Origin of the sequence: Bradyrhizobium sp. HKCCYLS3013, from assembly GCF_051167615.1 — a bacterium.
Taxonomy (GTDB): Bacteria; Pseudomonadota; Alphaproteobacteria; order Rhizobiales; family Xanthobacteraceae; genus Bradyrhizobium.
In genome coordinates this window covers 149,300-167,449 of sequence record NZ_JBNPTK010000005.1, presented here as the reverse complement: position 1 = coordinate 167,449, position 18,150 = coordinate 149,300, and the positions used below count along the sequence as shown (strand labels likewise).

Genomic DNA, 18,150 nt, shown 5'->3' with positions numbered 1-18,150 from the left:
CTATTTGTCGGCGAGCAGGTTGACCGGCGTCGCCGACGGCGGCTTGCCTGAGGACTTCCGGCCGCTCTGCTCGGCTGCGACGGCGGCGCGTGCGGCCTTCAGGCGTGCATCGGTCTCCTTGTCGGCCAATAGCGCGTCGGTGAGGTTCGCTTCGGCGGTGTACGCCGCCTCGGCCGCGGCCTTGGCCGCCGCGATGTTGGCTGCGGTGGGATTGGCCTTTGCCACCGCCTCCGCCGCGTCGCGGTCGGAAATGGCCTTCTCGTTGGCCGCCAGCGCGGCATCGAGATTGGCGTCGGCGACCGTCTCGGCCGCATCGGCAGCCGCCAGCGTCGCCGCGGCCGGACTGAGCGGCGGCCGGGGGCGCAATGGTTTCGCTGCCACCTGCGGCTTGACGGCCTGGGCCTGCGGCGGGAACGCGGGCCGAGAGGGTGGTGGCAGTGCCGTTGGCTGCTGGATGGGAGGCGGCTGGAGCGATGGCATGGTCGGCACGAGCCCGATCGGCACTATCCGCGCAAACGAGCTGCGCGCGTCGCGCATCAGGCCGCCCATGATATCGTCGAGCGGGTCGGCCATCGCGGTCCCGCTCACCGCTGCGCCGGCAAGCATGCCGATCGCGGCGGCGACGTTCCTCGTCGTGATGCAGACGGCCATCGGAGCCTCCCTCGCGACGAAATCGGGCCAGCCGACCCCCGGCGCTCACCGCCTGCCTTATTCCGGAAATGGGTTTGCAGGGTGGCGCCATCGTGGAGCGCCGCGTCCGACATGCGCCGCATCTGCCACATTGGGCTGTCAGGCGAGTTCCTCGCGCACCCGCGCCGCCGCCGCGCACATCGCCTTCAATTTCCCGAAGGCGGTCGCGCGCGGCAGATATTTCATGCCACAGTCGGGCGCCACGACCAGCCGCTCCGGCGCCACCACTTTCAGGCCGTTGCGGATGCGCTCGGCCACGACAGCGATCGGCTCGATCTCGGGATCGCCGAGATCGAGGACGCCGAGCACGATGGTCTTGGTCGAGAGATCTCTGAGAACGCCGAGGTCGAGCCGCGGCTGCGCCGCCTCGATCGCGATCTGCGCAGCGTGGCAATCGGCAAGCTCGGCCAGGAACGCATATCCGCTCGGCTTGCTGGAGCCCGGCACGATGGCGGCATAACCGAAGCAGACGTGAACGATGGTGGGCACCGTAATATGATCCAGAGCCCGGTTGATCGCCTTGACGGCATAGCGCCGCGCCGCCTGCGGATTGTTGCGGACCCAGGGTTCGTCGAGCTGGATGACGTCGGCGCCGGCGCGTTGCAGGTCGCGGGCCTCGGCATTGACGACCTCGGCGAAAGCCATCGCGAGCGCCTCGTCGTCGCCGTAGAAGTCGTCCTGGGCCTGCTGGCTCAATGTGAACGGCCCGGGCAGGGTGATCTTGGCGGCACGCCGGGTGTTACGGCGGAGGAACTCCATGTCGCGCAGCTCGACCGGCTGCGTCCGCCGGATCGGACCGACGACGCGCGGCACTGGCGTCTTGATCCCGGACGGCGAGATGATGATGGCGGGATTGTCGGCATCGACGCCGTCGAGCGCGGTCGCGAACCGGTTGGAGTAGCTTTCGCGCCGGATCTCGCCATCCGACACGATGTCGATCCCCGCCTGTTCCATGTCGTGGATCGCGACGATGGTCGCGTCGTCCTGGGCGTCGTCGAGCAGCGGCCGGGGAATGCGCCACATGCCCTGCATGCGAATGCGAGGAACGGATTTCGAGAGCATTGCGCGATCGACCAGCCAATCCGGCTGCGGGTAGCTTCCGACCACGGTGGTCGGGAGGAGATGTCGAGGCATATTCACGCAATGGCCCTCCCGCGGGTCCGACTCAACCTTGGGTACGATGGCAGACGATAATTCGGTGTCAGAATGCAACCTAGCGTTTTGTTCGTCTTCGGATCGTCATGGAAATAATTCGTATTTTCTGCAGTTTATCAGTTCAACATTCGTCACGAGGCGGCATCACCGATGCAACACATCCTGACCCTCAACTCCGGCTCATCCTCGATCAAATTCGCCTTGTTCGAGGAAGATGCCGTCCTTGTCGAGACCGTGCATGGCCAGATCGAGGGGCTTGGCCGTAACGCGCCGCATCTCGAAGCAAAGCTGAGGGGCGCTCCGCTGGCCGATGAACGCCTGGATGCAGCGAGCGCCGCCGATCACGAAGCGGCTCTCGGCGTCGTGCTCGAGGTCCTGCAGCGCGCCATCGGCCGCACCGAAGTCGACGCCGTCGGTCACCGCGTCGTTCATGGCGGGCTCGCATTCACGCGGCCGATCGTCGTCAATGACGATGTTCTGAATGATCTGCAAAAGCTCATTCCGCTGGCGCCGCTGCACCAGCCTCACAATCTCTCTGGTGTCCGCGCCGCCCATCGCGCCTTTCCTGGCGCCATGCAGGTCGCATGTTTCGATACCGCGTTCCATCGCTCGCACCCCTGGGTTAACGACACCTACGCCTTGCCGCGCGAGTTCTACGATCAGGGCGTCCGCCGCTACGGCTTTCACGGCCTGTCCTATGAATACGTCGTGTCGCGATTGAAGGAGATCGCTCCGCTCGACGAGAAGGGCCGGGTGGTCGTGATGCATCTCGGCAACGGCGCCTCGATGTGTGCGATCCGGGATGGGCAGAGCATCGGTTCGTCGATGGGCTTCACGGCACTCGACGGTCTGCCGATGGGCACGCGCTGCGGTCAGCTCGACCCTGGCGTCGTTCTCTATCTGCTTGAGGAGAAGCGCATGACGGCCGAGGCGGTCACCGATCTCCTCTACAATCACTCGGGCCTTAAGGGATTGTCGGGGTTGTCGCAGGACATGCGCGAACTGGAGGCCGCCGGCACGCCGGAGGCGCGGCAGGCGATCGACTACTTCGTCGACCGCATCAGGCGCGAGCTCGGCGCCATGGCCGCGATCCTCTCTGGCATCGACGCGGTGGTGTTCTGCGGCGGGATCGGCGAGCATGCATGGCGCATTCGCGAGCGCGTCTGCCAAGGATTCGAGTGGCTCGGGATCGCGTTGGACGAAAGCCGCAACCGCGCGAGCCATTCCTTGATCTCTTCGGACCAGTCGCGGGTGCGTGTGCGGGTGGTCAATACCGATGAAGAGATGATGATCGCACGGCACGCCGCGCGGCTGCTGAAGCAGTCATGACTGAGATGGCCGACCAGACCTGCTGATTTGCCGCTTGCATGCGCCGGCTTTTGGTATCATCGAAGATGAAACAACAACAAGGCCGGTGGGGAAGCGATGGAAGGCAGCGCAGCGTTGCGTGAGACGGACCTGGAGTTCGACTATATCGTGGTCGGTGCCGGCTCGGCCGGGTGCGTTCTCGCCAACAGGCTCAGCAGTGACGGCAAGCACACGGTGCTGCTGCTCGAGGCCGGTCCGAAGGACACCAACATCTGGATCCACGTTCCGCTCGGCTACGGCAAGCTTTTCAAGGAAAAGACCGTCAACTGGATGTACCAGACCGAGCCGGAGCCGGGGCTCGACGGCCGCTCGGTGTTTCAGCCGCGCGGCAAGGTGCTCGGCGGCTCCAGCTCGATCAACGGCCTGCTCTATGTGCGCGGTCAGCACGAGGACTACGACCGCTGGCGGCAGCGCGGCAATGTCGGCTGGGGCTATGACGACGTGCTGCCCTATTTCAAGCGGGCGGAAAATCAGTCCCGCGGCGCCGACGACTATCATGGCATCGACGGCCCGCTGCCGGTGTCCGACTGGCGGCACGAGGACCCCTTGTCTGAAGCCTTCGTGAAGGCGGCGGTCGAGGCCGGGTTGCCCTTCAATGGCGACTTCAATGGTGCGAGCCAGGAGGGCGCGGGGTTCTTCCAGACGACGACCCGGCGCGGCCGTCGCGCCAGCACCGCGGCCTCCTACCTGCGGCCGGCGCTCGGTCGCAGCAACCTGCACGTCGAGACCGACGCGCTGGCCCAGCGGATTTTGTTCGAGGGGCGCCGGGCCGGCGGCGTCACGTTCAGCCAGCGCGGCCGGATGCGGACGGCCCGCGCCCGCAGGGAGATCCTGGTGTCGAGCGGCGCCTACAACTCGCCGCAACTGCTGCAGCTGTCCGGGGTCGGTCCGGCCGAGCTGTTGAAGCAGCACGGCCTCGACGTGGTCCTCGATGCGCCCGGTGTCGGGAGTGACCTGCAGGACCATCTGCAGGTGCGTATCGTGATGCGCTGCAGCCAGCGCATCACGCTCAACGACATCGTCAACAATCCGGTGCGCAAGGTGCTGGCTGGCGCACGCTATGCGGCCTTCCGCAACGGTCCGCTGACGATCGCGGCGGGGACGGCCGGCGCATTTTTCAAGACCGATCCGCGGCTCGCGAGCCCGGACATCCAGATCCACTTCATCCCCTTCTCGACCGACAAGATGGGCGAGAAGCTGCACACCTTCTCCGGCTTCACCGCCTCGGTCTGCCAGCTCAGGCCCGAAAGCCGCGGTTCGCTGCGGATCAGGAGCGCGGATCCGGCGGTGCCGCCGGAAATCCGCATCAATTATCTCGCCAGTGAAACCGACCGGCGGGCCAACGTCGATGGCCTCCGGATCCTGCGGAAAATCCTGGCGGCCCCGGCCTTGAGGCCGTATGTCTCGGATGAAGCCTATCCGGGGTCCAAGATCGTGAGCGATGACGACATCCTGGCCTATTGCCGGCAGACCGGCAGCACGATCTACCATCCGACCTCGACCTGCCGGATGGGGACCGATGCTGTCGCCGTGGTCGATCAGCGCCTGCGGGTGCGCGGCGTCGACGGCCTGCGCGTGGTCGATGCCTCGATCATGCCGGACCTGGTTTCGGGCAACACCAACGCGCCGGTCATCATGATCGCGGAGAAGGCCTCCGACATGATCTTGCAGGACGCGCGCTGACGCAGGAATGAGTTCGTGACACGTTTCCGGATCGGCACCCGCAAGAGCACGATGGCCTTGGCGCAGACGGAGGAGATCGCCCGCCGGCTGCAGGCCGCGATTCCGTCGCTCGACATCGAGATCGTCAAGTTCGAGACGACGGGCGATTCCGACCAGACCAGCAAGCTGCTCACCCATGGCGGCAAGGGCGGGGCGTTCGTGGCCGAGATCCGCCGCGCTATGCTGGATGGCAGGCTGCATGCAGCAATGCACTCGCTGAAGGACATGCCGGGCAACGAGGAAACGCCGGGGCTGGTGGTTGCGGCGCTGCTGTCGCGCGATCCGCCGGGCGACGTGCTGGTGCTGCGGCGGGGGCTGTCGCTGGACGAATTCCGCAACGATGGCGGCCGGGGCTTCAAGATCGGCACCAATGCCGTGCGCCGGGCCGCCTATGCGCGACGACTGTTTCCGCAGGCCGAGCTGATCCATTTTCGCGGCGCGGCCGATACCCGCATCCGCAAGCTCGACAATGGCGAGCTGCAGAAGCTGCCGGACGGCGGCGCCGTGGGGCCGGCTGATGCGCTGATCATGGCGCGCTCCGGGCTGGAGCGGGTCGGCCTGTCCGACCGCGCCTCCTATGACTTCCCGGTCGCCGACATGCTGCCGGCGGTCGGGCAGGGCATCGTCGCCGTCGAATGCCCGGCCTCCGACTGGGACACGCGGCGCATCCTGGCGACCATCGACGATGCGGCGGCGCGGACCTGCGCCGACGCCGAGCGCGAGGTGCTGTGGGTGCTCAACGGTCACTGCAACTCGCCGATCGCTGGCTTTTCGACCATCGACGGCGGTCAGCTGACGCTGACCGCCTCGGTGCTCGACGAGGATGGCGGCCACTTCATCGAGGCGCAGCGCTCGGCGCCGGCGGATCGTCCGCGCGAGCTCGGCCGGGCGGTCGGGCTCGATCTGCTTGCCAACGGCGCGGCGGAGCTGATCGAGCGCAGCCGGCCGCGCTAGCAAGTCATCCCTTGTAGGCGCGGACCCGCGCCAGCATCTGCTCCACATGGGCGATCGGGGTTTCCGGCAGGATGCCGTGGCCGAGGTTGAAGATGTGGCGGCCGCCGGAATAGCTCGCCAGCACGTCGTCGACCGCCTGGTCGAGCGCCGCGCCGCCGGTGATCAGTGCCAGCGGATCGAGATTGCCCTGCACCGCGACCTTGCTCTGCACCTTCTCGCGCACGAGGCCCGGCTCCGCGGTCCAGTCGATGCTGACGGCATCGATTCCGGTTTCGGCGACATAGCCGGGCAGCAATGCACCGGCCCCGCGCGGAAAACCGATGATCTTCGCATCCGGACGTACCTTGCGGACGCCCTCAACGATGCGCCGTGTCGGCGCGACGGACCAGCGCGCGAACTCGCGCGGCGACAGCACGCCGGCCCAGGTGTCGAAGATCTGCAGCGCGTCGGCGCCGGCCTCCAGCTGCTTCAGGAGATAGGCGATCGAGCTGTCGACCAGCGCATCGATGATTCTGCCGAACGCATCGGGATGCCGATAGGCGAGCAGCCGCGCTGGCGCCTGATCAGGCGTGCCTTGGCCTGCGACCATGTAGGTCGCGACCGTCCATGGGGCGCCGCAGAAGCCGATCAGCGCGGTGCTCCGCGGCAGCTCGGCCCGCACCCGGCGCAGCGCCTCGAACACCGCTTCCAGCTTCGACAAATCGGCCTTCGCCGACAGCGTCGCGATCTTGTCCGGCGTATCGAGCGGGTCCAGCCGCGGGCCTTCGCCGATTTCGAAGCGGACGCTGCGGCCGAGCGCGTGCGGGATCACCAGAATGTCGGAAAAGATGATCGCCGCATCGAAGCCGAAGCGCCGGATCGGCTGCAGCGTGACTTCGGCCGCGAGCTCGGGATTGAAGCAGAGGTCGAGAAAGCCGCCGGCCTTGGCGCGGACCTCGCGGTACTCCGGCAAATAGCGGCCGGCCTGCCGCATCATCCAGATCGGGGGCACGCTCTGCCGCCGTCCGGCCAGCACGTCGATGAAGGGCTTGTTCACGGCAGTCTCACTCACGCTGGGGCTCCGCAACTTTCGGGAACAGTTTACCGTCCGTGATACATGCCCACGCGGTTCCGGCCAAGGTGATATCGGCGCGGAAGCGGCGGGAGATACGAGCGCCATTGCGGTCGCCGGCCGCCACATCTCGCGGAACACGTCTTTCGCCACTGCGTTGTCGTTCCACAGGGAGATTGACCATGGCTGAGAAATTCAATCCTGCGCCCCACGACAAGCACGCGGTCGATCCGCGCGAGGCCGCGCGTCTCGATCGTGAGACGGCCACGCAACTCGACAAGGGACTGATGGATACGTTCCCGGCATCGGATCCGGTGAGCCTGCAACAGCCCTCGACGACCCGAGCGAAGGACGACGACGTCGACCACGATCCGGCGCATGCGTCATCGTTGTGGGACAAGGTGCGATCGGTGTTCGCCCGTTGAACTAATAAGCGGGACGCCGCTTGCGACCGCGGATTTCTCGGTGTGGCTCCGTATTTGTACGGGAGCAGCCGTAGTCTTACGGGCCGCTGAGGACACCTTCGGAGCAGCCGCATTTCAGAGTTAAATAAGATGTCCATGGGAACCTCGGCGCGTCCGGAGAGTCCCGCGGAATGGACGTTGGTGCGACCAGAGTTGATCGAGGCCGCCTGCCCATGTGGGCGGCTGGCGTGCTTGCGCTCGTGTCGGTCGCCATTCTCGCTTTCAGCATCTGGGGCGAATGGACCTCCCGCCAGGCGGAGGTGCGAAATGCCGAAACCGATCTCAGCAATCTCGCTCATTCGCTCACCCAGCACGTCGAGGACACATTCGAGCTTGCGGATTCGCTGTTGCGCGGCGTCGTCGCCGCCCTCGAAACCGATGACGGCAAGCCCGGCGCGATCACCCGACTGCAGACGATCCTGAAGGCGAGGAAGCCCAATCTCGGGCGCATCCGCGGCATCTTCGCGTATGGCGAAAACGGCGACTGGCTCGCGACCACCGAGGACGTCACGCTCACCAACTACAACAATGCCGATCGCGACTACTTCGCGCACCACAGGGTTTCCGCCGATCGTTCGCTGCTGATCGGTCGCCCGGTGCAGAGCAGGGCTGGCGGCCAGTGGGTCATCACCCTGTCGCGGCGCTGGAATCACGCGGATGGCCGGTTCGGCGGCGTCGTGCTGGCAACCATCGACGTTGCCTATTTTGCTCAGTTCTACCGTCAGTTTGCCGTCGGTCGTCAGGGCACGATCAGCCTGATGAGCCGCGATGGGGCCGTCCTCGCCGACAATGCGGAGCCCGACGCTCAGACGGTTGGGCGCCCCATCCTCGAAGCGATTCCCTATCATCCTGCGTCGGGGACGCTGCATTTCCGGCGGCTCGGCGAAACGTCCGACCGCATCGGGTTCTATCAGCACGCGCAGCGCTATCCGTTCCTCATTCTGGTGACGCGCACGGAGGCGGAGGTCCTGGCCGAATGGAAGCGTGATGCGCTCATTCGGCTCACGGTGCTGGTCTGTCTGGTCGCGCTCGTCATTGCGATCGGCATCTTCCTCGCGAAGCAGTTGCTGCAGCGCCAGCAGCTAGCCGCGGCGCTGGCCGCCAAGGAAGAAAACTTCCGGCTGCTCGCCGAAGGCTCCAGCGACATCGTGACGCGGATCGAGCTGGACGAATGCATCGGCTACGTTTCGCCCTCGACCATGCGCGTGCTGGGCTGGCATCCGTCGCAGCTCCTGGGCAAGCGCGCGCTCTCCGGCGTGCATCCGCTCGATCGCCCGCAGTTGCAGGAGATCCTCGATCAGCTCAGGCGAGGGGCCGTCGACGAAGCCCGCGCCACCTATCGCATGCGCCGCCGCGACAAGTCGGAGATCTGGGTCGAGGCCACGATCCGCGCCACCCGTCAGCCGGATGGTGCGCTCGACGGCTTCGTCGCGGTCACCCGCGACGTGACCCAGCAGAAGACGCTGCAGGGCCGGCTCGAGACACTGGCCATCGAGGACGGCCTCACCGGGCTCGCCAACCGCCGCCGGTTCGACGAGCGGCTGCTGGAGGAGTGGGGCAGGGCCTACCGCGACAAGACCTCGCTGGCGCTGCTGATGATCGACATCGACCACTTCAAGGCCTTCAACGACGCCTATGGCCATCCGGCCGGCGACGAGTGCCTGCACACCGTGGCCGGCATTCTCGCCGACGAGGCGCAGCGCAGCTCGGATCTGGCCGCCCGCTACGGCGGCGAGGAGTTCGCCATCCTGCTGCCGAACACCGATGCCGGGGGCTGCGCCAGGCTCGGCGAGCGGATCAGGCGGGCACTGCATGAGGCCCGCATCGTCCACGATCACAACCCGGCGGGAATCGTCACCGCGAGCATCGGCGGTGCGGTGTGCCGGCCGGGTTTCGAACGCTCCGCCGGCCCGGCCTCGCTGATCGAGGCGGCCGACCGCGCGCTCTATGCCGCGAAGGACGCCGGCCGCGACCGCCTGATCATGGCCGGCGAGGTGGTCGACCTGCCCGCCGGCAAGGCGCCGGCGACCGTCCCGGCGTGAGATCGCCGCCTGCTCAGTAGTGCGGCGGCGGCTCATTGCGCGGCCCCTCGGTATTGCCTTGCGCCTCCTCGAGCCGCTCCACCAGCAGGGCGACCTGTCGCTTCAGCGCATCGATCTCGCGCCACTGCGCGGTGATGGTCTGGTTCAGCGTCTCGATCGTGTCGTCCTGAAACGTCAGGCGCATCTCCAGCGTGTCGATCCGATCGCCGAGCTGCGCGTTGGATTGCTCAGAGCTGTTCATCGCGTGCGCCCTCCGGAACGGCCTTGATCGTGGCCTCGCTGTGCTCCCGCAGCCCGTGACCGAGCGCCACCCGTTCGTCGAACACGAAACAGCCGCCGCGCCAGCGGCTCTCGGATTCCGGGGTCTCCTCGAGATATTTCAGGATGCCCCCCTTGAGGTGGTAGACCTCGGAAAAGCCGCGCGCCAGCAGCAGCGCGCTCGCCTTCTCGCAGCGGATGCCGCCGGTGCAGAACATCGCGATCCGCTTGTGCCTGGCAGGATCGAGCGCGCGTGCGGCAAAATCCTTGAACTGCCCGAAGCTCTGCAGGCCCGGATCGATTGCGCCCTCGAACGTGCCCATCGCCACCTCGAACGCATTGCGGGTGTCGAGCACGACGGTATCGGGCGCTGCGATCAGCGCGTTCCAATCGGCGGGACTGACATAGGTCCCGACCTGGCGGGTCGGATCGGCGGCGGGATCGCCGAGCGTCACGATCTCCCGCTTCAGCCGCACCTTGAGGCGCCGGAACGGCATGGCGGTGGCGCGCGAGTATTTCAGCTCCAGATTGTCCAGCCGGCCGGCGAACAGCATTCCGTCGCGAAACTCGCCGACGAGGGCGGCAATTGCCGGCTCGGTCCCGGCCACGGTGCCGTTGATGCCCTCCTCGGCCAGCAGGACGCTGCCCTTGATGCCGCGTTCGGCGCAAAAGGCGTGGAGCGGCGCACGCAGGTCGCGAAAATCCGGCAGGGCGACGAACTGATAGAAGGCGGCGACGGCGAGGGGCATGCGGCCGTTTACCAGCAGAGCTGACCATAGAAAAGCTGGTATCCCCGGGCATTGCCGAGCCCGGAAGGAATGTGCGATGTAGCCGGCCAGCACTGGTATTCCAACCACCACACGATCACGCAGCGAGCAACGATGAGAAGCTTCCATTTCCCCGGCAGGTCGACGGTCCACGCCCAGAACGGAATGATCGCGACATCGCACCCGCAGGCGGCGCTGGCCGGGATCGAGGTGCTGCGGGCCGGCGGCACCGCGGCCGATGCGGCGGTGGCAGCCTGCGCCCTGCTCGGAGTGATCGAGCCGCAATCGACCGGTATCGGCGGCGACTGCTTCGCCCTGGTCCAGCCCAGGGGCGAGGGCCGGATCATGGCCTATAACGGCTCGGGCCGGGCGCCTGCCGCCGCGACCGTGGACTGGTACCTCGAGCGCAAGATCCATTCGGTGCCGCTGACCTCTGCCCACGCCGTCTCCGTGCCCGGTGCCATCGATGCCTGGGCGCGCATCCTGCACGACCATGGCCGGCTCGGCCTCGACCGGCTGCTGCAGCCGGCGATCCGCGCCGCCGAGGACGGCTATGTGGTGGCGCCGCGGGTGGCCTTCGACTGGAACAACCAGTTCGAGAAGCTCAAGAACGGCACCAACACCGCGCGCTACTTCCTGCCGCGCGGCAAGGCGGCGGCGGTCGGCGACGTGATCCGCCAGCCGGAGCTGGCGCAGACGCTGCGCGTGATCGCCAAGGAGGGGGCGAAGGGCTTCTACACCGGCGCGGTCGCCGAGGACATGGTGCAGACGCTGCGCGGCATCGGCGGCCTGCACACCCTGGAGGACTTCGCCAATCACCAGACCGAGGTGACCTCGCCGATCGGCACCACCTACAAGGATCACGACGTCTGGCAGTGCCCGCCGAACGGCCCGGGCATCACCATGCTGGTGATGCTCAACATTCTTTCCCGCTTCGACCTCACGCGGATCGATCCGCTCAGCGTCGAGCGCTTCCACCTCGAGGCCGAGGCCGCGCGCATCGCCTACATGATGCGCGAGCAGCATATCGGCGACCCCGCGCACATGACCACCGAGGTCGCGAGCATCCTCGCCAAGGAGTTCGCCGACGAGTACATCTCGCAGATCAGCCTCGACAAGCTGCTCGATCTGCCGAACGTCGCGCCGCCGATGAATCCGGAGACGGTCTACATCACCGTCGTCGACCGCGACCGCAACGTCTGCTCCTTCATCAACTCGATCGCGCATTCGTTCGGCTCGGCCATCGTCTCCAACGAGACCGGCGTGCTGCTGCAGAACCGCGCCGGCGGCTTCCGCATCCAGCCCGGTCATCCGAACTGCATCGGTCCGGGCAAGCGTCCGCTGCACACCATCATCCCGGCGCTCGCCACCAAGGCCGGCCGCGCCCAGATGTCGTTCGGCGTGATGGGCGGCCAGTATCAGCCGGTCGGCCAGACCCACGTGCTGACCAACATCCTCGATTATGGCTGCGACGTGCAGGAAGCGATCGATATGGCGCGCGGCCTGCATTACGAGGGCGTCTATCAGCTCGAGGACGGCGTGCCGGCCGATGTCGTCGAAGGCTTGCAGAAGATCGGCCACAAGACCACCAAGGTGGTGTCGCCGCTCGGCGGCGGCCAGGCGATCTGGATCGACTGGGACAAGGGCACGCTCACCGGCGGCTCCGACCCGCGCAAGGACGGCTGCGCGCTGGGATATTGAGGCGGGCGCGTTCTCGCGGACTATCTCACCATCACTGCGCTTGGGCCCTGTCGTGTCCACACATTCCGCTGTCGTCCCGGCCTTGAGCCGGGACCCATACCCCCAGGGAGCGGTTTGAGGCAGGCTGGCAATTGGCTTTTTGCCCATCACGTCTGCTGCGGCGTATGGGTCCCGGATCGGCGCCGCGACGCGCTGGCGCGTCACGGCTTGTCCGGGACGACAGCGGTGGGTTTGGCGGATTCACAATTCAAACAGCCATCGAGTTGAAGACATGAGGACGTGATCTCGCGGCGAGACTCGCCCGAGGTCTGCACTTGGTCGTCCCTCGCAATCATGCAGAGGGCGCAGGGAATGCCGGGTGAGGGCCTCACCCATGGCCCGCCTGCGAAAAGAATGCAGGCGGCAGGTACCACAGGCAAAGCCGAACACTCCGGCATTCCCTGCGCGACGGTCTTCACGCTTATACGCAGTCTCCCTGGTGCGCCGGGCTTGTTGGCCACCATGCCGCGACGATGCTTGCGCATCGCGCGGGTGACACCAGCGTCGGGGTGTCAGGACGCTGCGACTTCACGTCCGCAAGATATCGTTCGTCCGCATCCTCGTCGAAGAGAATGCTGCGATCTCTCGCGGCCATCGCACCCCGCCTCGCGTGTCGTGACGATCGCGCGCTACGCCCCTCTGCGGTGAGGCGGGATGCGCGGAGATAATCATGATTTCCGATTATTGGCAATAGGATTATTTTTTTCGGAAGCAGATGCCGGGCTGGTCAGCCGCTCCCGCTTGGGCTAAACCGCGGCTCCCGTGAACGAGCAGAGGCGGTCTGGAGCATGCGGCGTCCGATGAACAGAAGAGTTGCGCTGATGATGGCGGCATCGGCCGCGGCCGGTGGCGTGCTGGGCTCCCGCGCGGTCTCGGCACAGACCAGTTCCGCCCAACCGACAGGAAAGACCATGACCACTCCCTCCGGACTGCAGATCATCGACACCAAGGAAGGCACCGGCGCGACGCCGACGCGCGGTCAGACCTGCGTGATGCATTATACGGGCTGGCTCTATGAGAACGGCCAGAAGGGCAAGAAATTCGACTCGTCTGTGGATCGCAACGAGCCGTTCGAATTCCCGATCGGCATGAAGCGCGTGATCGCCGGCTGGGACGAGGGCGTCGCCACCATGAAGGTCGGCGGCAAGCGCACGCTGATCATTCCGCCCGAGCTCGGCTATGGCGCACGCGGTGCCGGCGGCGTGATTCCGCCGAACGCGACCTTGATGTTCGACGTCGAGCTGCTGGGCGTGAAGTAGGTCTGGGCGAGTGACGGCGGTTCGGTCAGCAAGCGTGCTGTGCGATACAGCGTCCTCTCCCCCAAGGCGAAGCTGAGCTTCGCCAGGGTGGGAGAGGACATCACCGGCCCATCCGCGAACGCTATAGGGTGAGGGGTATCCTTCGGCGAGCGATGCTCGGGGAGAGATACCCCTCACCCGACGAAGCTTGTGGGGACTGTCCTGCATGCCCTCTCCCACAAGGGGAGAGGGCGCATTTATAGGCGCCGGTTGGGACGCCGATAGTTGCTATTCGTCGTCAACTAACAACGGCGCGAAGACCGGCCCGCGAGGGGCCGGTCTTGTTAGTTTCTGGAGATCGTCATCGCGCGACCTCAGCGACCGCGCCGATCCTGCTCAGAGGTTCTTGTTCGCAGCGCCGGCGGCGGTGTTCACCGCGTCCTTGGTCGCCTGCTTGGCATCGCCCAGCGCCTGCTGGCCCTTGCCCTTCACTTCCTGGATCGCGCCTTCGCCCTGCAGACGGTCGTTGCCGGTGGCTTCGCCGATGCCCTGCTTGGCCTTGCCGATCGCCTCGTTGGTCGCACCTTTGATCTTGTCCATGGTCGCACCCATGATGTCTCTCCATTGTGTGTGTGAACTGTGCGGACTCAACGCGGGCGTTGCGAAAAGGTTCGCGTGGAACCGCAATGGCGCCGATGCGGCATTTCGACTACAATCGCGCCGGTTCCTCCGAACACAAGAATCCGAGAAGAAGAAAATCATGTCAGGCTCTCACGATCACACGCACGGCCATTCCCACGATCACGGCGACGAGCGCTGGAAGCACGACGGCGTCCGCGTCATTCCGGGTCATCAGCTCGATGGCAACGTGCCGTCGACACCGGGCATGGACCGCAAGGCCGCGATCAACTTCGCGCGCGTCGGCGCGCAGAAATTGTGGGCCGGCACCGTCACGATCCGGCCGGACGCCAAGACCGGCGCGCATCATCACGGCCATCTCGAAAGCGTGATCTACGTCGTCAAGGGCAAGGCGCGGATGCGCTGGGGCGATCGGCTGCAATTCACCGCGGAGGCCGGCCCCGGCGACTTCATCTTCGTGCCGCCCTATGTGCCGCACCAGGAGATCAACGCCAGCCCGGACGAAGTGCTGGAATGCGTGCTGGTGCGCAGCGACGGCGAGGCGGTCGCGATCAACATCGACATCGAGCCGGTCGAGAAGCCGGAGACGGTGCTGTGGATCGATCCGGTGCACCGCGATCCCGCCGAGTCGAAGCCGTAGCCATCAAGGAAATGGCGGAGCCGTCTCGCGACGGCTCCGCCGGGCAGGGAGTGGCTATACCGCCCTCCCTCTCACACGCGAAGCAGGGGCGACTGTCGCGCGTGTGTCTCGCGGTTCGTTGTCTCGAGCCGCAGTTCGGATGAATGCCGATCAGGCCGCCTCGTCGGCGCGGCGCCAGACCGGAAACGGATCCGACAGCCGCGCCCATGCGGCGACATCCATCGCGGGCTTCCCCGGCAGCAGGCAGGCGTCGAGCCGCGCGCTCAGGCCCGCCTCATCCATGTTGCTGCCGATGAACACGATCTCCTGGCGGCGGTCGCCATAGACCTCGTCCCAGCGCCCGAGCATGCGCGTGCGCCAGTCGAGGTCCTCGGGCCACAATTTCTGCGGTACCGCAGCCCACCAGAAGCCGAGCGCGCTGGTGCGGACGATGGCGCCGGCCTGGCTGATCTCTCCGAGCCATTGCGGCCGGGTCGCCAGCCAGAAATGGCCCTTGGCGCGGATCACGCCCGGCCAGGATTCGCGCAGGAACCGGTCGAAGCGGGCCGGAATGAACGGCCGCCGGGCGCGGTAGACGAAGCTCGTTACGCCATAGGCCTCGGTCTCCGGCGCATGGTCGGCGAAGCCGTAGAGCTCGCTGTACCAGAGCGGGTGCTGCTGGGCGCGGTCGAAGTCGAAGCGCCCGGTCGCAAGCACGCGCTCCAGTGGCACACGGCCCTGGCTGGTCTCGATGATGTCGGCGTCCGGATTGAGCGCGCGAATGATCTTGCGCGCGGCGTCGCGCTGATCGCCGCTGGCATCGTCGACCTTGTTGAGCACGATCACGTCGGCGAACTCGATCTGCTCGACCAGCAGATCGACCAGCGCGCGCCGGTCGCCGTCGAACTGGTCGCCGCGGTCAGTCAGGAAGTCGGACGACGAATAGTCCTTGAGCAGGTTGACCGCGTCGACCACCGTCACCATCGTGTCGAGGCGCGCGACATCCGACAGGCTCATGCCATGCTCGTCGCGGAAGTCGAAGGTCGCCGCCACCGGCAGCGGCTCTGAAATGCCGGTGGCCTCGATCACGAGATAGTCGAAACGACCGCTCTCGGCCAGCGTGCGGACTTCCTTCAGCAGGTCGTCGCGCAGGGTGCAGCAGATGCAGCCATTGGTCATCTCGACCAGTTGCTCATCCGTCCGTGACAGATTGGCACCGCCATCGCGAACGAGGTCCGCATCGATGTTCACCTCGCTCATGTCGTTGACGATCACCGCCACCTTCAGACCCTGGCGGTTGTTCAGGACGTGGTTCAGCAAAGTGGTCTTCCCAGCCCCGAGGAAGCCGGACAAGACCGTGACGGGGAGTTTGCGCATCGAGATCGAACAGCCTCTTCAGGGGAAGGGGTCGGTGCCAGCGAACGGGCATGCGGCCTCAATCGTTATGTTATAACATAACATCATCTCAAGTCGCGCTGGGTGTCAAGGGAGAGTGTGTGACAAAGGTGTGAGAGGCGTGATGACGTGGGGTCTTGCCGCGGGCTGTGGACGCGCGGGGCAGGCGTCGGCCTCAAGGAGCAGAGCAGGTTCAGCGGTGTGCTTTAGAACCGTCGGGACACCGATCCGCTTGAGCGATGTTGCAGGAGCGACGCTGCAAGAACAACGCTGCAAGAACAACGACTGGTGCGCTCCCTCTCCCCGTTCTTACGGGGAGAGGGTCGGGGTGAGGGGCAGCCACACAAGAAGTCTTAGTTGTTAGGTCCGTTCTTTCTTGGCGTGAGGACGTTCGTGATGTGATCCGAATCTCTGTGATTCAGGTGAGACGGGTGGAGGCTATGGACTCAAACCGCTCGTGCGGCTGCCGCTCACCCCACCCCTCTCCCCGTGAAGAACGGGGAGAGGGGGCGCACCGTCATTGCGGCTGGAGCGTGCCTCATATGCAGCAAGCTACTTCGACAAAAACGCCGTGCCGGCCGGGCCGCTGGTCGCCGACATCGACAGCGCGCCGGGCGCGATCGCCCAGTTGGTCTGGTTGAGGATCAGCGTGTTGAACACCATCGTGACGCTGTTGCTGCTCATGGTCGAGACCGAGTTGATGGTGACGTTGCGGCTCGGCAGGTACATCAGGCCGGTGTAGGACGAGCTGCTGGTGCCGTTGATCGGCAGGTTCGTCGTCGACAGGCCTGACGGCTCGTACATCAGGATGTTGGCGTAGGTGCCGCTGGTCGGCGCCGACAGCGTCGCATTGACGTTGCCGTTGAAGGTGAGCGTCGCGTTCTGGTCGACGAGGTAGAAGGTGACGCCGCTGCCCGTCACCGTCCACCCCGAATTGAAGGTCATCGCGCCGCCCTTGATGATGTAGAGGCCGGGATTGAGCGTCAGCGTGCCCGAGCCGTTGAAATTGGTCGCGCCGCAATACACGCCGGGGCTGAGCGTGACCGAGCCGGGATCGTAGACCTTGTTGTTGGTGGTGCACGCGCCCACCGTGATGGCGGGCAGCTTGCCGGCGAAGGGATCGGCGATCGCCGCGCAGCCGGTCTCGGCCGGCGGCGTGACGCCGCCGTTCTTGGTGATGTTGGTGCCCTTGATGCAGATGCGCTTGACGTTGAGCGTGGCGTTGAACATCGCCGCCGGGCTCTGCGTCGACAGCACGTGAACCTCGCAGCTCGGCGCATTGAGCTGGGCGCCGGAATTCACCAGCAACGATTGCGCGTTGATGGTGCTGACCAGCAGGATGCAGACCGGCGACCTGGCCTGCGCACCGGCTTTCGCCGTAGCGGACGCCGTCACGCCGAGCGACGTCGTGCCCATGACGTTGAGGAACGAGGTCTTCACCGTGGTCGTCGCGGTGCCCGACAGCGAGCCGTCGCCGTTGGGCGTGAAGGTCGCCGATGTGCCGCTGCCGAACCGGCCCTTGAAGCTGCCCGAGAACACCGCGCTCGCGGTCGAGACCTGCTGCGCGCTGGCCTGGGTCACGCCGGCGAGGACCGCGGCATCGACCGACTTCTGGAGTTGCGCCTTGGTGTCGCTGGACTTGGCGAAATCGACGGCGGCGCCGACCGACACCAGGATGGGGATGATGGTGATGGCGAAGATCATGCTGATCTGGCCGTCCTTCGCGCGGCCAAATCTCCATGCCAGATCGCGAAGTGTCTTCGACGAAATCGATACGGTCATGTGCAACGCTTCCTGCTGATGGCTGTCCGAGGCTCGACGCCGGCGGATGCGAGCCCGTGCTGCAAGGAAGTGGCGGCCAGACATTACCGCATGCTGAATCCGGTTCCGTAAAGGAACCCTGCGACGTCGTTGCGGAAGCCGAAGGTTATCAGTGTATTTGCCGGATCATCGAGAGGTGCTTGTTCGCACCACTCACTGGTAGTAGCCGCGCGAATTGCTTGTATTCGGCGGTGGCCGCTTGTGAGTTGCAGGTCGTTTGAATTGCT

General features: G+C 65.9%; 16 protein-coding genes. 8 read left to right on the top strand and 8 right to left on the bottom strand.

The genetic code is table 11. The annotated features are described in order from the left end of the window. Both ACQR1F_RS11685 and ACQR1F_RS11680 read right to left on the bottom strand, forming a co-directional pair. Positions 1-651, bottom strand: a complete 651-nt coding sequence (locus ACQR1F_RS11685; protein WP_434913063.1) for a hypothetical protein — start codon at positions 649-651, stop codon at positions 1-3. Between the two features lie 138 nt (positions 652-789). After that, positions 790-1,824, bottom strand: a complete 1,035-nt coding sequence (locus tag ACQR1F_RS11680; RefSeq protein WP_434845635.1) for a uroporphyrinogen decarboxylase family protein — start codon at positions 1,822-1,824, stop codon at positions 790-792. A 171-nt stretch (positions 1,825-1,995) separates the two neighbouring features. Here ACQR1F_RS11680 and ACQR1F_RS11675 point away from each other — a divergent pair, with 171 nt between their 5' ends. From ACQR1F_RS11675 to hemC, 3 genes are all read left to right on the top strand, one after another. Then, a complete protein-coding gene (locus ACQR1F_RS11675; protein ID WP_316218629.1) occupies positions 1,996-3,174 on the top strand; it encodes an acetate/propionate family kinase in 1,179 nt (392 codons plus the stop codon). Positions 3,175-3,270: 96 nt separating this feature from the next. Beyond that, positions 3,271-4,896 (top strand): GMC family oxidoreductase, encoded by a 1,626-nt coding sequence (locus ACQR1F_RS11670; RefSeq protein WP_434913062.1) that lies wholly within the window; start codon positions 3,271-3,273, stop codon positions 4,894-4,896. A gap of 15 nt (positions 4,897-4,911) precedes the next feature. Then, positions 4,912-5,889, top strand: coding sequence for a hydroxymethylbilane synthase (gene hemC / locus ACQR1F_RS11665; RefSeq protein ID WP_315805852.1), 978 nt, complete (start codon positions 4,912-4,914; stop codon positions 5,887-5,889). Positions 5,890-5,893: 4 nt separating this feature from the next. On the opposite strand, the gene hemE is transcribed toward hemC, so the two are convergent. Then, positions 5,894-6,925 carry a uroporphyrinogen decarboxylase gene (gene hemE / locus ACQR1F_RS11660; RefSeq protein ID WP_410051469.1) on the bottom strand — a complete coding sequence of 344 codons (1,032 nt, stop codon included), beginning with the start codon at positions 6,923-6,925 and terminating at the stop codon, positions 5,894-5,896. Positions 6,926-7,122: 197 nt separating this feature from the next. Between hemE and ACQR1F_RS11655 the strand changes: the two genes are divergently transcribed. Continuing rightward, on the top strand, positions 7,123-7,365 hold the full coding sequence (locus tag ACQR1F_RS11655) for a hypothetical protein (RefSeq protein WP_315805854.1): 243 nt from the start codon (positions 7,123-7,125) through the stop codon (positions 7,363-7,365). A gap of 170 nt (positions 7,366-7,535) precedes the next feature. After that, a complete protein-coding gene (locus ACQR1F_RS11650; RefSeq protein ID WP_434883863.1) occupies positions 7,536-9,446 on the top strand; it encodes a diguanylate cyclase in 1,911 nt (636 codons plus the stop codon). A 13-nt stretch (positions 9,447-9,459) separates the two neighbouring features. On the opposite strand, the gene ACQR1F_RS11645 is transcribed toward ACQR1F_RS11650, so the two are convergent. Both ACQR1F_RS11645 and ACQR1F_RS11640 read right to left on the bottom strand, forming a co-directional pair. Then, positions 9,460-9,687: a SlyX family protein gene (locus tag ACQR1F_RS11645; RefSeq protein WP_316218624.1), complete on the bottom strand. Its 228-nt coding sequence runs from the start codon at positions 9,685-9,687 to the stop codon at positions 9,460-9,462. Next, positions 9,674-10,453: a rhodanese-related sulfurtransferase gene (locus ACQR1F_RS11640; protein ID WP_316218623.1), complete on the bottom strand. Its 780-nt coding sequence runs from the start codon at positions 10,451-10,453 to the stop codon at positions 9,674-9,676. Before ACQR1F_RS11640 ends, ACQR1F_RS11645 begins: the two co-directional genes overlap by 14 nt. A 132-nt stretch (positions 10,454-10,585) precedes the next feature. On the opposite strand from ACQR1F_RS11640, the gene ggt reads away from it, so the two are divergent. Both ggt and ACQR1F_RS11630 read left to right on the top strand, forming a co-directional pair. Further along, positions 10,586-12,172, top strand: coding sequence for a gamma-glutamyltransferase (gene ggt, locus ACQR1F_RS11635; RefSeq protein WP_315805858.1), 1,587 nt, complete (start codon positions 10,586-10,588; stop codon positions 12,170-12,172). A gap of 839 nt (positions 12,173-13,011) precedes the next feature. Continuing rightward, positions 13,012-13,470, top strand: coding sequence for an FKBP-type peptidyl-prolyl cis-trans isomerase (locus ACQR1F_RS11630; RefSeq protein ID WP_316178026.1), 459 nt, complete (start codon positions 13,012-13,014; stop codon positions 13,468-13,470). A gap of 375 nt (positions 13,471-13,845) precedes the next feature. Here ACQR1F_RS11630 and ACQR1F_RS11625 read toward each other — a convergent pair whose 3' ends face one another. Further along, positions 13,846-14,061 (bottom strand): CsbD family protein, encoded by a 216-nt coding sequence (locus tag ACQR1F_RS11625; protein ID WP_315802709.1) that lies wholly within the window; start codon positions 14,059-14,061, stop codon positions 13,846-13,848. A 148-nt stretch (positions 14,062-14,209) separates the two neighbouring features. On the opposite strand from ACQR1F_RS11625, the gene ACQR1F_RS11620 reads away from it, so the two are divergent. Then, a complete protein-coding gene (locus tag ACQR1F_RS11620; protein WP_316217385.1) occupies positions 14,210-14,728 on the top strand; it encodes a cupin domain-containing protein in 519 nt (172 codons plus the stop codon). Positions 14,729-14,878: 150 nt separating this feature from the next. On the opposite strand, the gene zigA is transcribed toward ACQR1F_RS11620, so the two are convergent. Further along, the gene (gene zigA / locus ACQR1F_RS11615) at positions 14,879-16,084 is read right to left on the bottom strand and encodes a zinc metallochaperone GTPase ZigA (protein WP_434874678.1); all 1,206 of its coding nucleotides are present in this window, start codon (positions 16,082-16,084) and stop codon (positions 14,879-14,881) included. Between the two features lie 570 nt (positions 16,085-16,654). Next, positions 16,655-17,884: a TadE/TadG family type IV pilus assembly protein gene (locus tag ACQR1F_RS11610; protein WP_434913061.1), complete on the bottom strand. Its 1,230-nt coding sequence runs from the start codon at positions 17,882-17,884 to the stop codon at positions 16,655-16,657. Positions 17,885-18,150: the final 266 nt, after the last annotated feature.

Bases quoted from the DNA above. Each gene is read 5' to 3' on its own strand.
- ACQR1F_RS11685 (WP_434913063.1), bottom strand. From the start codon at position 651: ATGGCCGTCTGCATCACGACGAGGAACGTCGCCGCCGCGATCGGCATG.
- ACQR1F_RS11680 (WP_434845635.1), bottom strand. From the start codon at position 1,824: ATGCCTCGACATCTCCTCCCGACCACCGTGGTCGGAAGCTACCCGCAG.
- ACQR1F_RS11675 (WP_316218629.1), top strand. From the start codon at position 1,996: ATGCAACACATCCTGACCCTCAACTCCGGCTCATCCTCGATCAAATTC.
- ACQR1F_RS11670 (WP_434913062.1), top strand. From the start codon at position 3,271: ATGGAAGGCAGCGCAGCGTTGCGTGAGACGGACCTGGAGTTCGACTAT.
- ACQR1F_RS11655 (WP_315805854.1), top strand. From the start codon at position 7,123: ATGGCTGAGAAATTCAATCCTGCGCCCCACGACAAGCACGCGGTCGAT.
- ACQR1F_RS11650 (WP_434883863.1), top strand. From the start codon at position 7,536: ATGGACGTTGGTGCGACCAGAGTTGATCGAGGCCGCCTGCCCATGTGG.
- ACQR1F_RS11645 (WP_316218624.1), bottom strand. From the start codon at position 9,687: ATGAACAGCTCTGAGCAATCCAACGCGCAGCTCGGCGATCGGATCGAC.
- ACQR1F_RS11640 (WP_316218623.1), bottom strand. From the start codon at position 10,453: ATGCCCCTCGCCGTCGCCGCCTTCTATCAGTTCGTCGCCCTGCCGGAT.
- ggt (WP_315805858.1), top strand. From the start codon at position 10,586: ATGAGAAGCTTCCATTTCCCCGGCAGGTCGACGGTCCACGCCCAGAAC.
- ACQR1F_RS11630 (WP_316178026.1), top strand. From the start codon at position 13,012: ATGAACAGAAGAGTTGCGCTGATGATGGCGGCATCGGCCGCGGCCGGT.
- ACQR1F_RS11625 (WP_315802709.1), bottom strand. From the start codon at position 14,061: ATGGGTGCGACCATGGACAAGATCAAAGGTGCGACCAACGAGGCGATC.
- ACQR1F_RS11620 (WP_316217385.1), top strand. From the start codon at position 14,210: ATGTCAGGCTCTCACGATCACACGCACGGCCATTCCCACGATCACGGC.
- zigA (WP_434874678.1), bottom strand. From the start codon at position 16,084: ATGCGCAAACTCCCCGTCACGGTCTTGTCCGGCTTCCTCGGGGCTGGG.
- ACQR1F_RS11610 (WP_434913061.1), bottom strand. From the start codon at position 17,884: ATGACCGTATCGATTTCGTCGAAGACACTTCGCGATCTGGCATGGAGA.